The organism is Mycobacterium shunyiense (assembly GCF_058270035.1).
This window is the reverse complement of the sequence record NZ_JBZDPT010000045.1, coordinates 84212-99778: the sequence shown is the minus strand read 5'-3', so window position 1 is coordinate 99778 and position 15567 is coordinate 84212. Positions and strand designations below refer to the sequence as shown.

At 62.2% G+C, this 15567-nt stretch carries 3 protein-coding genes and 1 pseudogene; all 4 read left to right on the top strand.

Features of this window, described 5'->3' with window-relative positions:
- Positions 1–80 precede the first annotated feature (80 nt).
- Entirely contained in the window at positions 81–1421 is a 1341-nt protein-coding gene (locus tag AC4ELS_RS26610) for a wax ester/triacylglycerol synthase domain-containing protein (RefSeq protein ID WP_448449162.1), read from the top strand.
- A 28-nt stretch (positions 1422–1449) separates the two neighbouring features.
- The gene (locus tag AC4ELS_RS26605) at positions 1450–2124 is read left to right on the top strand and encodes a methyltransferase family protein (RefSeq protein WP_448449161.1); all 675 of its coding nucleotides are present in this window, start codon (positions 1450–1452) and stop codon (positions 2122–2124) included.
- Positions 2125–3177: 1053 nt separating this feature from the next.
- On the top strand, positions 3178–3306 hold the full coding sequence (locus AC4ELS_RS26600) for a hypothetical protein (RefSeq protein WP_269085853.1): 129 nt from the start codon (positions 3178–3180) through the stop codon (positions 3304–3306).
- A 125-nt stretch (positions 3307–3431) separates the two neighbouring features.
- A pseudogene (locus tag AC4ELS_RS26595) lies at positions 3432–15548 on the top strand (non-ribosomal peptide synthetase); the annotation flags it as partial.
- Positions 15549–15567 lie beyond the last annotated feature (19 nt).

The following is a 15567-nucleotide window of genomic DNA, read 5'->3' as shown; positions in this document are numbered from 1 at the left end:
GACGTGGGGACGGTGATCACCAAATGGGTACCACTTACAAGCACGAGGCGCGCGAATCCGACACGGATACGGTTCCGAAAATGAGCAACGTCCTCGACGTGCTCGATCAGCGTACGTTCGATCTCGGGTTGGCGATCGGGGTCAACAGTCTCCTGCAGAGCGCCTGGATATATGACCGCCCGGTCGATATCGAAGGTCTTCGCCAGTTCCACGACCATCTTCGGCGGGGACGGTTGTCCCGCGTCATCGAGCGTTCACCACTGCCCTTCGGCCGACACCGCTGGGTGGCGTCGGACAATTCGTCCGAGCTCGAGATCGTCGAGACACCCAGACCGCGTGAAGAATTCGATGACTGGCTCAGCGAGCAGATCAACACTCCTCTCGATTGCGAGGGTGGACCCGGCTGGCACCTCGCAGTGCTCCCGTTCACCGATGGCGGCTCAGGCGTGAGCTTGGTCGTCTCACATTGCCTCATCGACGGAGTCGGTCTCTGTGAGGCGCTGGCTGATGCCGCACTCGGCCGTGACGATCCGATCAGCTGGCCTGCTGCCGAATCGCGCGGTCGTTGGCGAGCTGTGAGTCAGGACGCCTGGCAAACCGTGCGCGACATTCCCGCCATGGCGCGGGGTGTTGTCGCCGCGATTCGGCTGGCCCGGCGCAGTCAGGAAGGGGCAGCAGCTGCAACCCCGGCCACTTCGCCGACCACCGACTCACCTGCGCCGGCCGCTCTCTCCGGCGAATCGGTACCGGTCCCGATGGCAACGGTCCTCGTCGATGCCGACGAATGGGATTCTCGCGCAGAGGCGCTCGGCGGGACCAGTAACACCCTTCTTGTGGGATTGGCGGCTCGGCTGGCCCATCGCGCAGGACGCGTCGGCGCAGACGGGTCGGTGGTCGTCATGATGCCGGTGAACCAGCGCGCCGACGGAGATACCCGTGCCAACGCGCGAAGTAGCGTCGCCGTCACGGTTGATCCCGCACTGGCGACCACGGATCTGCGGGAGATCCGGGCTGCGGTCAAAGAAGCGCTGACCCGTCACGGGCAGGTGCCTGATGAGGAACACGCAGTGAATGCCATCATCCCCCTGCTGCCGAAGCGGTTCCTCGGAGCCACATCTCGTGTCGGTTCACCCAACCAGGTCGGTTCGTCCAACCTCGGTGTGGTCAACCCGGCCGCCAGCCGGGTGGATGGTACGGACGCCGACCACTTCGCCGTAAAAGTTCTCCCGTACCTGGGGCTGACAGAGGCGATGCTCCATCGGTTCGGCGGGACCCAGTCATTTTTGTCCGGGAGGGCGAACGGACAGGTGTTCGTATCGGCGCATTCCTACCTCCCTGGCGGTACCAACTCGAATGAGTGCTTGCAGCAGAACCTTTCGAGTGCGTTGAGCGACTTCTCCCTTATCGGAACACTTTTCTGAACACTGGATCAACTTTCAGGAGGATGGCATGAGCACCGATCTTCGGGTGGCGATTCAATCTGTACTCGGTCTGGCCGTGTTGGGCGCGCTGCTGTTCATACCGGCGGGGACCCTCGACTACTGGCAGGCGTGGGTTTTCCTGTCGGTGTATGCGGTACTGGCAATCGCCTCCACCGTCTTCCTGCTGAGGAAAGACAAGGCGATCGTCGAGCGGCGCATGCGGGTCGGACAGAAGGCCGAATCACGACCGGTGCAAAAGGTCGTGGTGCTCGTCATCGTGAACCTGTCCATCGCGCTGCCGGTGTTCTGCGCCCTGGACCACCGCTTCGGCTGGTCTCCGGTGCCCACCGGGGTATCGCTGATCGGTAACGCGATGTTCGCCGTCGGCCTCGGCATCACGATGTTCACCATGCTCCAAAACAGCTATGCGTCAGCCAACATCACCGTGGAGTCGGAGCAGAAACTGGTCTCCACCGGGCTCTACGGGCTTGTGCGACACCCCATGTACATGGGGGCGCTGATCATGGTGGCGGGGATGCCACTGGCCCTCGGATCATGGTGGGGCCTGGCCTTTCTCATTCCCGTACTGGCCCTTTACGCCTTCCGCATCCACGACGAGGAGGAGCTGCTGGGACAGCAACTCGCGGGATACGGCGAGTACATGCAAAAGGTGCACTATCGGTTGGTGCCGCTCGTTTGGTGACGATCCCAGCTGATCGTCACCGCGGCTGACTCTTCCTAGACCGCCAACTGTTGAGAACTACCGCACCGAACTGGGTCCAGCCGGTGCGGTAGTTCTCTGTTTCTGGCCGGTCTGCACGCGGACCCGTTCACAGAATCCGCTTTCCGGCCAGCGACAGGATCCGGTGACCGCCGTTGCAATCGCACCGGCGGTCGTTGTCGTTCGGATGCGTTTTTCGCAAGATCTTGAAAATTCGCTACTCATTGCAATCGCAAACTAATAGGCCTTGACCGGAGACTGATTACCCTCTAGTTCGGTGGGTATGACCAGGAGTCATTCCTCGTCACCTCACACGCGGGCGTGCCGTGCGGAGCGGTTTCGCAAGATCATTTGCTGAAATTGCAAATACCTTGCGTTGTCGGTCCTTGCCATCTCATGCCAACGGAGTGCGGTCCTGTGATTCTCGGTATCGGCGCGGTTTACTTCGCTGGAGTGAACTACATCAGCGTCATGCGTCAGTGGGCGTCCACCGCCGGATCGATACTGCTTCTAAGCGCAGACTTGCTGATCAGAGCACTGTGACGGTTCTCGTGACGGCGGCAAGGGTGTGGGTTCCGCCAGGCGGGAGTCGCCGGGGTCGGCCAGGGGAGTCCGCCGGTCGTCATGCTGTCCGAGTTTGCCAATGACATTTGCTGAAACTGGTGATTACGGCCACCGTGGTGCGACGTCGCCGGACCGCGGTCGGTTCTAATTCCTGGATTCACAATTTATGCGTCCACTCGACGCCAAGTGGATATGCTGACTTTCTGCAATTACTCAATCCATAGCTGGAGTAGGCCACAGGAAACAGATCGCATGGGGCAGGTCGCGGGGGGATGGGCCCTGCTCCGGATTCCTGAACGTTTTTCACTGGGTCGACTCGACGATGGGGGGCCGGGTGAACGTTGACGGACAACGCAGCCTGTCGGTGACCGCCGCCGGGATCCCGCAGGGCGGGCAACCGGCCAACCTGTCGAGATCCTGTCAGCCGGGCGGACACAGGGTCAGCAGTACGCCACGCGGTGGGAGATTCCAATGAAGATCGATGAACAGTCACTGCCGGTCGAACGCGTGCAGCTCGACAAGTACCACTCGGCCAAGAGCCGCCACCGCATCGGTTTGTCGGTCGGCGTGCCGACGGCGCTGGGGGAGGCGTCGTCGTGACTGCACACCTGACTCGACGCTTGTCGTCGATCGACTTCCTGGATGAGGATGAGCACGCTGAGCTGTTCGACTGGGGCAATCGGCCTGTTCTGACCCGCCCGGCGCGCGCGTCGGCTCCTGTTACGGATTTGTTCGCCGGCCAAGTGGTCCGTTCGCCGGAGGCGGTGGCCGTGGTATTCGAAGGTCGGCAGATGTCGTATGCCGAACTCGATGAAATGTCGAATCGTTTGGCGCACCACCTGGTTGGCCTTGGTGCTGGGCCGGGGCAGTGTGTCGCGGTGTTGTTGCCGCGATCGGCTGACTCCATCGTGGCTGTCCTGGGTGTGTTGAAGTCGGGGGCGGCCTATCTGCCGATCGACCCGTTGCATCCCGATGCGCGGGTTCAGTTCATGCTTGCTGATGCTGAACCGGCTGTGGCAGTGACGACTACGGAATTGGCGGATCGATTGGCCGGTTGCGACATCCACGTCGTTGGTCTCGGGGAGGTGAGTCAGCACAGCGGGCAGACTGCCGCTCTGCCTGTGCCGTCTGCTGATGATGTGGCGTATTTGATTTATACCTCGGGGACGACGGGTCGTCCGAAGGGTGTGGCGGTGACGCACGCCAATGTGGTTCGGCTGTTGGAGACGTTGGATGCGGAGTTGGGTCTGGCGGGTCAGGTGTGGACGCAGTGTCATTCGTTGGCGTTTGACTATTCGGTGTGGGAGATCTGGGGTGCGTTGCTGTTCGGCGGCCGGTTGGTGGTGGTGCCGGAGGCGGTGACGCGGGCTCCGGAAGACCTGCTGGCCTTGCTGGTTGCCGAGCAGGTGACCATGTTCAGTCAGACCCCATCGGCGTTCTATGCTCTGCAAGCTGTCACAGGGTTGCACCCTGAGCTGGATCGCCGGCTCAGTTTGGATACGGTGGTATTCGGCGGGGAAGCGCTTGAGCCGCAGCGGCTTCAACCGTGGTTGGACAGCCATTCGGATTCCCCGCGGTTGGTCAACATGTACGGGATCACCGAGACGACGGTGCATGCCTCGTTCCGGGAGATCACCGCACGCGACGTACAAGGAAACATCAGCCCGATCGGTGTGCCGCTAGGTCACCTCGGGTTCTTTGTGTTGGATGCGTCGCTGCATCCCGCCCCGGTAGGCGTGGTCGGTGAGTTGTATGTAGTCGGTTTCGGGTTGGCATGTGGGTATTGGCGTCGCGGCGGACTGAGTGCGTCACGTTTTGTCGCGTGTCCGTTCGGCGGTGCGGGTGCGCGCATGTATCGGACCGGCGATCTGGCGTCCTGGGATGCTGATGGGCAACTGCGATATGCAGGCCGCGCCGACGAGCAGGTCAAGATCCGCGGATATCGGATCGAACTGGGGGAAATCCGTTCTGTGCTTGCGGAACTGGACGGAGTGAGACAAGCCGAGGTCATAGCGCGCGAGGACCGTCCGGGGGACAAGCGGCTGGTGGGTTATGTGACGGGTTCGGTGGATGCCGGGGTTGTGCGTGCTGCGTTGTCGGAGCGGTTGCCTGGTTATATGGTGCCGGCTGCGATCGTGGTGCTCGACAGTTTGCCGTTGACGGTGAACGGCAAGCTGGACAAGCGTGCTCTGCCTGCTCCGGATTATGTCGAGGGGCAGCAGTATCGGGCTCCGGTCACTGCTGTGGAGGAGGTGTTGGCCGGGATCTATGCGCAGGTGCTGGGCTTGGATCGGGTGGGGATTGACGATTCGTTCTTCGATCTGGGTGGAGACTCCCTTTCTGCGACCCGGCTGGTCAACACGATCAACAGCGACATGGATTCTGCTCTCGCGGTTCGTACGGTGTTCGAGGCGCCGACGGTGGCGGAACTGGCGACGCGCGTCGGTGATGGTCCGGGCCGGCGGGAACCGTTGGTGGCTCAACGGCGGCCGGATGTCATTCCGTTGTCGTATGCCCAGCAGCGGTTGTGGTTCCTGGAGCAACTCCAGGGCCCGTCGCCCATCTACAACATGGCGGTGGCGTTACGGATCAGTGGGAATCTGGACACCGACGCGCTCGGTCAGGCTCTCACCGATGTCGTGGGCCGCCACGAGAGTCTGCGCACCCTGTTTGCGGCACCCGCTGGTGTGCCGCGGCAGGTGGTGGTGCCGGTGGAGGATGTTGACTTCGGTTGGCAGGTTGTCGATGTGAGTGGTTCGTCGGCAGCTGAGGTCGCCGAGATCATTGAAGGTGTGGCGGGTCACGCGTTTGATCTGAGTTGTGAGATCCCGCTGCGGGCGGTGCTTTTGCGCACTGGTGTTGATGAGTTCGTGTTGGCTGCGGTGGTGCATCATATTGCTGCTGATGGTTGGTCGGTGGCTCCGTTGGTGGCGGATTTGCAGTCGGCGTATGCCGCTCGTGCGGTAGGGCGGGAGCCGGAGTGGTCTCCGTTGCCGGTGCAGTATGTCGATTACACGTTGTGGCAGCGTGAGTGTCTGGGTGATCTGACCGACCCGGACAGTCGCATCTCCGGGCAGGTCGCGTACTGGGAGCAGGCGTTGGCGGGGTTGCCTGAGCGCCTTGAATTGCCTACTGATCGTCCTTATCCTTCGGTGGCTGATCATCGGGGTGCCAGCGTCCCGGTGTCGTTGCCCGCCGACCTTCATCGGCTGATCCGCCGGTTGACTCGTGAACACAACGTCACGACGTACATGGTGGTGCAGGCAGCGCTGGCAATGTTGTTGTCGAAGCTGAGCGCGAGTTCTGATGTGGCGGTGGGTGTTCCGATCGCCGGCCGCGGAGACGTGGCTCTGGACCAACTGGTGGGGTTCTTTGTCAACACGTTGGTGTTGCGCGTCGACCTGACCGGCGACCCCACTGCAACCGAGGTTCTGGCACAAGTACGGCAGCGGAGCTTGGCTGCTCTTGAGCATCAGGATGTGCCGTTCGAGGTGTTGGTGGATCGCCTCAACCCGACCCGGTCGCTGGCTCATCATCCGTTGGTCCAGGTCGCCCTGGCCTGGCAGAACTTCACTGCAGACTCGCTGACCGAGTCGGCGTTGGGTGAGGCGCAAGTCAGCCCGCTGACGGTGGATACCCATGTCGCCCGGATGGATCTGACGTTCTCGCTTTCGGAACGCTGGGACGACGCCGGCGAACCCGCAGGCATCGGCGGCACTGTCGAGTTCCGCACCGATGTATTCGACACAGTCGGCATCGAAATGCTGGTGGAGCGGTTGCACCGCGTGTTGGATGCCGTCACCGCTGATCCGCGGCGGCCGTTGTCGTCGATCGATCTGTTGGATGCCGTCGAGCACGCCCGCCTCGACGAAGTGGGTAACCGGGCTGCCTTGGCCGGGCCGACCACCGTGTCGTCGGTTCCGGCGATGTTCGCACAGCAGGTCGTCCGCACCCCGGACGCGGTGGCACTGGTCTGCGGACAGAGTTCGTTGACCTACCGCGAACTAGACGAGGCGTCGAACCGCTTGGCGCACTGGTTGATTGGCCTTGGCGCCGGGCCCGGCCGGTGCGTGGCTCTGTTCCATTCACGTTGTGCCGAAGCGATTATCTCGATCGTCGCGGTCCTGAAGTCCGGAGCCGCGTATGTGCCGATCGACCCCATGCATCCCGATGCGCGGATCCGGTTCATGCTCGACGATGCTGCACCTGTCGCCGTCTTGACCTCGGCGAGTTGGGCCAACCGGCTATCGCGATGCGATGTGCGTGTCGTCGATGTCGGGGATCCGCGTATCGAGACGCAGCCCAGCACCGCATTGCCGACGCCTGCCGCCGATGACATCGCCTACCTGATCTACACATCGGGAACCACCGGTGTCCCGAAGGGCGTCGCAGTCCCACACCGGAACGTCGCACAACTGCTGGTCCCCTTGGACCGAAACTTGTCGCCAGACGTGTGGTCACAATGGCATTCCTATGCCTTCGATGTTTCGGTGTGGGAGGTGTGGGGCGCTCTTCTGCACGGTGGACGACTGGTGGTGGTGCCGGAGACGGTGGCCAGTTCACCGGACGATTTCCATGACCTTCTCGTGGCTGAGAAGGTCAGTGTGCTGAGCCAAACCCCTTCTGCGGTGGGAGTCCTTTCGCCAGAGGGACTGGAATCGACGGCGCTGGTGGTGGCAGGCGAGGCCTGCTCCGTCGAGGTGATGGACCATTGGGCATCCGGTGGACGGGTGATGATCAATGCCTATGGACCGACCGAAGCCACGGTGTATGCCTCGATCAGTGCTCCGTTGCAGGCCGGTTCGAATGTCGTTCCAATAGGCTCGCCGGTCCGGGGCGCCGCGTTGTTCGTGCTGGACAGGCTGCTTCGGCCGGTGCCTGTCGGTGTGGTCGGGGAACTGTATGTTGCCGGTCAGGGCGTGGCCTACGGATACGCCCGTCGTGCGGGGTTGACTGCCTCGCGATTCGTGCCCTGTCCGTTCGGCATGCCGGGCTCGCGGATGTACCGGACCGGAGACCTGGCGTTGTGGGGTCCGGATGGGCAGTTGCGGTATTTGGGGCGTGCTGATGAGCAGGTCAAGATCCGTGGATATCGGATCGAGCTGGGTGAAATCCAAACGGCGTTGGCTGCCCTGGAAGACGTCCAGCAAGCTGCCGTCATAGTGCGGGAAGACAAGCCGGGCGACAAGCGTCTGGTCGGATATGTCACTGGGGCAGCGGATCCCGCGGCTGTCCGGGGGGCGTTGTCCGAACGCTTGCCCGGCTACATGGTCCCGGTAGCGGTGATGTTGGTCGACGCTCTGCCATTGACCGTCAACGGCAAGCTCGACCGGCGAGCGCTACCGGCACCGGAGTACGCCGACGCCAACACCTACCGTGCCCCGAGCATGCCGAAGGAAGAGATCCTGGCCGGGATATACGCCCAAATCCTGGGATTGGAACAGGTAGGGATCGATGACTCGTTCTTCGATCTGGGTGGCGATTCGCTGTCGGCCATGCGACTGATCAATGCGATTCACGCAAGCTTGGATGCCAGTCTTCCAGTTCGCGCCGTCTTCGATGCGCCTACTGTGGCTGAACTGGCGGTGCGTCTCGGTGAGAATGCGGGCGGACGCGATCCATTGGTGCCCCAGCCTCGCCCAGAGGTCCTCCCGTTGTCCTATGCCCAACAACGGTTGTGGTTCCTCGACCATCTGCAGGGACCCTCACCGGTGTACAACATGCCAGTGGCGCTGCGGCTGCGCGGCCATTTGGATACCGATGCGCTCGGCCACGCCCTGATGGACATGGTGGGCAGGCACGAATCGCTGCGCACTGTATTCGCAGAGTCCGACGGGGCGCTTCGACAAGTGATCATCCCCGTGGCGCAGGCTGACTTCGGTTGGCGGGTAGTTGATGCCACCGGTTGGACCAGCGCCGAATTGGCCGAGGCGATCGAACGTGTGACGAGCCACGCCTTCGACCTGGCCAGCGAGATTCCCTTGCGGGCAGAGCTGTTCCACATCGGAGAGGGCGACAACGTCCTGGTAGCGGTGGTGCATCACATTGCGGGTGATGGCGCTTCCGTCGGTCCGCTGTTGGCTGGTCTCGGTGCGGCCTATGCGTGTCGCTGCCAGGGCCTTGCACCGGATTGGTCGCCTTTGCCGGTGCAGTACGTGGATTACGCGTTGTGGCAACGTTCGTATCTGGGTGACCTGGCCGATCGCGACAGCCGGATATCCGGCCAGGTGGCGTACTGGGCAGATATGTTGGCCGGTCTGCCGGAGCGGTTGGAGTTGCCAACGGATCGGCCGTATCCGCTGATTGCCGGTCACGAAGGCGCCCGGGTGCCAGTCTCGTGGCCGGCCGGCCTGCAGCGCCAGATCCGCCGCGTCGCCCGGGAATATCGCGCGACTCCGTTCATGGTGGTCCAGGCCGCCCTGGCTGTTCTGCTGTCGAAACTCAGTGCGAGTGCTGATGTGGCTGTGGGCTTCCCGGTCGCAGACCGGGTGGACCCCGCCTTGGACGAACTGGTCGGTTTCTTCGTCAACACTCTGGTGTTGCGGGTGGATCTGTCCGGCGATCCGACAGTCGGGGAGGTGCTGGAGCAGGTTCGCCATCGCAGCCTCACCGCACTCGAGCATCAGGACGTGCCGTTCGAAGTCTTGGTAGATCGACTCAACCCGACTCGATCGCTGGCCCATCACCCGCTTGTGCAGGTGGAACTGGCCTGGCAGAACTTCGCCAGAACAGAGGGTGCCGAATCGGCGTTGGGTGATGTCGAGGCAGTTCCACTGGAAGCCGAGACCCGAACCGCGCGTATGGATCTGACATTGTCGATGTCGGAGCGGTGGGATGCGACCGGCGAACTCGCCGGAATATCAGGAATGGCGGAATTCCGCACGGACGTCTTCGATACGGACAGCATCGAAACCCTGATCAGTCGGTTGGAGCGCGTGCTCGCGGCGATCACTGCCGATGTGGACCAGCGGCTGTCGTCGATGGACTTCTTGGGCGAGGATGAGCACACGGAGCTGTTGGGATGGGGTAATCGAGCGGTGCTGGACGACTCGGTCGCCGCGTCGGCTTCGATTACGGACTTGTTCGCCGCACAGGTCACGCGCTCACGCGAAGCGGTCGCACTGTCGTTCGACGGCCGTTCGATGTCTTATGCGCAACTCGATGAGTCATCAGACCGTTTGGCCCGCTTGCTGGTAACCAAAGGTGCCCGACCCGGCACGTGCGTCGCGGTGTTGTTGCCGCGATCGGCTGACTCCATCGTGGCGATTCTGGCGATCTTGAAGTCGGGAGCGGCCTATCTGCCGATCGATCCACTGCATCCTGATGCGCGCGTCGAATTCATGCTTGGTGACGCGTCACCTGTTGTCGCGGTGACCACTGCGGGATTGGCGGCCCGGCTGTCCGGCTGTGATTTGGAGCTTGTTGAACTCGATCATGTGCATTCCGTGGGGGACGACGGGGCGACGTTGCCTGTGCCGTCGGCTGATGATGTGGCGTATTTGATTTATACCTCGGGGACGACGGGTCGTCCGAAGGGTGTGGCGGTGACGCACGCCAATGTGGTTCGGCTGTTGGAGACGTTGGATGCGGAGTTGGGTCTGGCGGGTCAGGTGTGGACGCAGTGTCATTCGTTGGCGTTTGACTATTCGGTGTGGGAGATCTGGGGTGCGTTGCTGTTCGGCGGCCGGTTGGTGGTGGTGCCGGAGGCGGTGACGCGGGCTCCGGAAGACCTGCTGGCCTTGCTGGTTGCCGAGCAGGTCACTGTGTTGAGTCAGACGCCATCGGCATTCTATGCATTGCAGTCCGTTGATTCCTTGCTGCCGGGGGCAGGCCGTCAGCTGAAGGTGGAGACGGTGGTGTTCGGCGGGGAAGCGCTTGAGCCGCAGCGGCTTCAACCGTGGTTGGACAGCCATTCGGATTCCCCGCGGTTGGTCAACATGTACGGGACCACCGAGACGACGGTGCATGCCTCGTTCCGGGAGATCGTGGCCGACGATGCTGAGGGCAGCGTCAGCCCGATCGGTGTGCCATTGGCTCATCTCGGGTTCTTTGTGTTGGATGCGTCGCTGCATCCCGCGCCGGCCGGTGTGGTGGGTGAGCTGTATGTGACCGGAGGTGGCCTGGCATATGGCTATTGGCGTCGTGGTGGATTGACCGCGTCGCGTTTTGTCGCGTGTCCGTTCGGCGGTGCGGGTGCGCGCATGTATCGGACCGGTGACCTGGCGTCCTGGGGTGCCGATGGCCAGCTGCGTTATCTGGGGCGTGCCGATGAGCAGGTCAAGATCCGCGGTTACCGCATCGAATTAGGTGAGATCCAAACAGCATTGGCCGATCTTGATGGGGTGGACCAAGCTGCGGTGGTCGCCCGGGAGGACTGTCCGGGGGACAAGCGGCTGGTGGGTTATGTGACGGGTTCGGTGGATGCCGGGGTTGTGCGTGCTGCGTTGTCGGAGCGGTTGCCTGGTTATATGGTGCCGGCTGCGATCGTGGTGCTCGACAGTTTGCCGTTGACGGTGAACGGCAAGCTGGACAAGCGTGCTCTGCCTGCTCCGGATTATGTCGAGGGGCAGCAGTATCGGGCTCCGGTCACTGCTGTGGAGGAGGTGTTGGCCGGGATCTATGCCCAGGTGCTGGGCTTGGATCGGGTGGGGATTGACGACTCGTTCTTCGATCTGGGTGGAGACTCCCTTTCTGCGACGCGGCTGATCAATGCCGTTAATGCCATTCTGGACAGCAATTTTGCGGTTCGTGCGGTGTTCGAGGCACCTACCGTGGCGGCACTCGCTGAGCGGGCCGCGGAAAGTTCAGGACAACGCCGTCCGTTGGTGGCTCAACGGCGGCCGGATGTCATTCCGTTGTCGTATGCCCAGCAGCGGTTGTGGTTCCTGGACCAGCTGCAGGGTCCGTCGCCGATTTACAACATGCCGGCGGTCTATCGGATCAACGGACACCTGGATGCCGATGCCCTGGGGCGCGCGTTGTCCGATGTCGTGGAGCGCCACGAGTCGTTACGAACGGTGTTCAGATCGGTTGATGGTGTGCCGCGGCAGGTGGTGGTGCCGGTGGAGGATGTTGACTTCGGTTGGCAGGTTGTCGATGTGAGTGGTTCCTCGGCAGCTGAGGTCGCCGAGATCATTGAAGGTGTGGCGGGTCACGCGTTTGATCTGAGTTGTGAGATCCCGCTTCGGGCAGTGCTTTTGCGCACTGGTGTTGATGAGTTCGTGTTGGCTGCGGTGGTGCATCATATTGCTGCTGATGGTTGGTCGGTGGCTCCGTTGGTGGCGGATTTGCAGTCGGCGTATGCCGCTCGTGCGGTAGGGCGGGGGCCGGAGTGGTCACCGTTGCCGGTGCAGTATGTCGATTACACGTTGTGGCAGCGTGAGTGTCTGGGTGATCTGACCGACCCGGACAGTCGCATCTCCGGGCAGGTCGCGTACTGGGAGCAGGCGTTGGCGGGGTTGCCTGAGCGCCTTGAATTGCCTACAGATCGTCCTTATCCTTCGGTGGCTGATCATCGGGGTGTCAGCGTCCCGGTGTCGTTGCCCGCCGAACTGCACAAACGCGTCCGTGAAGTCGCGCGGGAGCACAATGTCACCACGTACATGGTGGTGCAGGCAGCACTGACGACGTTGTTGTCGAAGCTGAGCGCGAGTTCTGATGTGGCGGTGGGTGTTCCGATCGCCGGCCGCGGAGACGTGGCTCTGGACCAACTGGTGGGGTTCTTTGTCAACACGTTGGTATTACGGGTCGACTTGGCCGGTGATCTCACTGTCGGTGAGTTGTTGGACCAGGTTCGCCGGCGGAGCTTGGCTGCTCTTGAGCATCAGGATGTGCCGTTCGAGGTGTTGGTGGATCGCCTCAACCCGGCCCGGTCGCTGGCGCATCATCCGTTGGTCCAGGTCGCCCTGGCCTGGCAGAACTTCATCGACGACTCTGCAGCCCGCTCTACCTCGGGTGGCATTCAGGCTGCGCCGTTGGAAACGACGACGCGAACTGCCCGGATGGATCTGACGTTCTTGCTTTCGGAACGCTGGGACGACGCCGGCGAACCCGCAGGCATCGGCGGCACTGTCGAGTTCCGCACCGATGTATTCGACACGGCCAGTATCGAGGTACTGGTCGAACGGTTCAATCGAATGCTGGCAGCGATGGCGGTGGATCCCAACCGCCGCTTGTCTTCTGTGGACTTCCTGGACGAGGACGAATACAACCGGTTGGATGCCATGGGCAACCGATCGGTGCTCGCGGAGTCGGTGGTGCCGGTGTCTGTTCCGGCGGTGTTCTCGCGGCAAGCAGCATGCACACCCGACATGGTGGCGGTGAGTTTTGAAGGCCGCTCGTTGACGTACGGGCAGCTGGATGAGGCGTCGAACAGGCTGGCGCATCTCCTGGTCTCTCAAGGCGCACAGGCTGGGCGATATGTGGGTTTGTTGATGGGCCGTTCTGCTGATGCGATAGTTGCGATCCTTGGTGTGCTCAAGTCTGGAGCGGCGTACTTGCCGATTGATCCGGCGGTACCCGACGACCGGGTGCAGTTCGTCCTGGCTGATGCCGAGCCTGTGGTGATGCTGTCCTCAGGTGGTTCTGTCGGCCGATTGGCCGAATGCGATGTGCCTGTCATAGACGTCTGCGATCCGCGTATTGCTGATCAGCCCTGTACCCCGTTGCCGGCGCCCGCACCTGATGACGTTGCGCACGTCATCTATACGTCGGGAACGACTGGAGTTCCGAAAGGTGTTGCGGTCACCCATCAGAACGTGACGCGGTTGTTCGACGGGCTGGACGTCGGTGTCGAGATGGGGCCCCAGCAGGTGTGGGCCGCGTGTTCTTCTCTGGCATTCGATTATTCGGTGTGGGAGATCTGGGGGGCTCTCCTGCACGGTGGACGGCTGGTGGTGGTGCCCGATTCGGTCACCCGGTCGCCCGAGGAACTGCAGGCGCTGCTTGTTGAACAACAGGTGTCGGTGCTGAGTCAAACACCCTCTGCGGTAGGCATGTTAGATCCGAGTCTGTTGGGTTCAGTGACGGCGTTGATGGTGGCAGCCGAGGCGTGCCCGCCGGATGTGGTGGATCGCTGGGCGCCGGGCCGGGTGATGATCAACGGGTACGGTCCGACGGAGACGACTGTCTATGCCACGATCAGCGCGCCGTTGAAGGAAGCTGGGCCAGCCGGTCCGGCTGTCGTTCCGATCGGGTTCCCGGTTCCCGGTGCGGCATTGTTCGTCTTGGATCGATGGTTGCATCCGGTGCCTCCAGGCGTGATGGGTGAGCTGTACGTGGCCGGTCGTGGTGTGGGTGTGGGTTACGTGCGCCGGCCAGGTTTGACCGCATCGCGGTTTGTGCCATGCCCGTTCGGGGCCCCGGGTTCGCGGATGTACCGGACCGGAGATCTGGTGTCGTGGGGTCCGGATGGGCAGTTGCGGTATGCTGGGCGAGCCGATGAGCAGGTAAAGATCCGCGGTTATCGCATCGAATTGGGCGAGATCCAAACAGCGCTCATCGATCTTGACGGTGTGCGTCAGGCAGCGGTGGTCGTCCGGGAAGATCGGCCGGGCGACAAACGTCTCGTCGGCTACATCACCGGCACGGCAGATCCGGTAGATGCCAGGGCGATCCTGGCAGAGCGATTGCCCGGCTATATGGTGCCGGCCGCGTTGGTGCTGCTCGACTCCCTGCCGCTGACCGTCAACGGCAAGCTGGACAAGCGTGCCCTGCCTGCGCCTGAATACAGCGACAGTGACGGATACCGCGCCCCGACGAATCCTGTCGAAGAGATGCTGGCCGCAATTTACGGCCAGGTGTTGGGGTTGGAGCGCGTTGGTGTCGACGATTCCTTCTTCGATCTGGGTGGCGATTCTCTGTCCGCCATGCGGTTGATCAATGCGATCAACGCCGGCCTCGATGCAGACCTGGCAGTAAGCGCCATATTTGACGCACCGTCGGTGCGGCAGCTCGGCCAACGAGTGGGTAAGGCGAGCAGTGCCGAGCAGGTGGTACCCGTTGAAGTGCTCAAGGAAGGCAGCGGCGTTCCGTTGTGGTGCATCCATGACGGTTATGGCCTGAGTTGGTCCTATCGGGCGTTGGGTGAGTTCGTGGACCGCCCGATTATCGGCGTCAACCAAATTTCCAGAGTCGGTGAAGCCGCAGACTCAACAATTCGGAGTATGGCGGAAAGTTATGCCGACAGGCTCCAGGCCCTTCATGGACGTGGGCCGTATACGCTTCTTGGTTGGTCTTTCGGTGGCATCGTCGCGCATGCATTGGGAGTAGAACTCCAGCGCAGAGGTTGCGAGGTCCGGCGACTGGTGTTGGTAGATGCGGTACTGAGCACAAGCAAATTCAGAGCCAGCGTAGTTCGGGCAATCGCCAATAATCGAAACGCCATCGAGGGCTGGGTTCTGGATTACCTTCTACAGACCAACAATATCGCCGTGCCGTTGCACTGGGGGCCGCTTACATACCGACGGGCTGAAGAACTTGTTCGGCGCCAGAACGCCTCTGGTTTCACCCTGCCGCCGAAGGCGCTGATCGAGTTCATGGCGCAGAGTGTCAGCACTGACCAGATGTGCCTCTTGAAGCACATGCCCGAGGTGTTCCACGGAGATGTGGTCGCCTTCTCTGCACTGCGGCGGGTGAGCCACGGAAACGCGGGTACTCGCTCGCGCTCGGGATGGAGCAGGTTCCGCAGTCGGGCGGCCATTCGGTCCTGTCTGAAGAGTTGGGGACCGTTTGTCGACGGTGATATCGAGGTGACCACTGTCGACTGCACGCATTTCCAGATGTTCAATGCCGAGTCGCTGAGCGAGTATGGCGGGCACCTTTCGACTTCACTGGACTGCTGACGTAGCCGGTCCAAGTCTC

Excerpts from the sequence above, each read along its gene's own strand:
- AC4ELS_RS26610 (WP_448449162.1), top strand. The coding sequence starts at position 81 with ATGAGCAACGTCCTCGACGTGCTCGATCAGCGTACGTTCGATCTCGGG.
- AC4ELS_RS26605 (WP_448449161.1), top strand. The coding sequence starts at position 1,450 with ATGAGCACCGATCTTCGGGTGGCGATTCAATCTGTACTCGGTCTGGCC.
- AC4ELS_RS26600 (WP_269085853.1), top strand. The coding sequence starts at position 3,178 with ATGAAGATCGATGAACAGTCACTGCCGGTCGAACGCGTGCAGCTCGAC.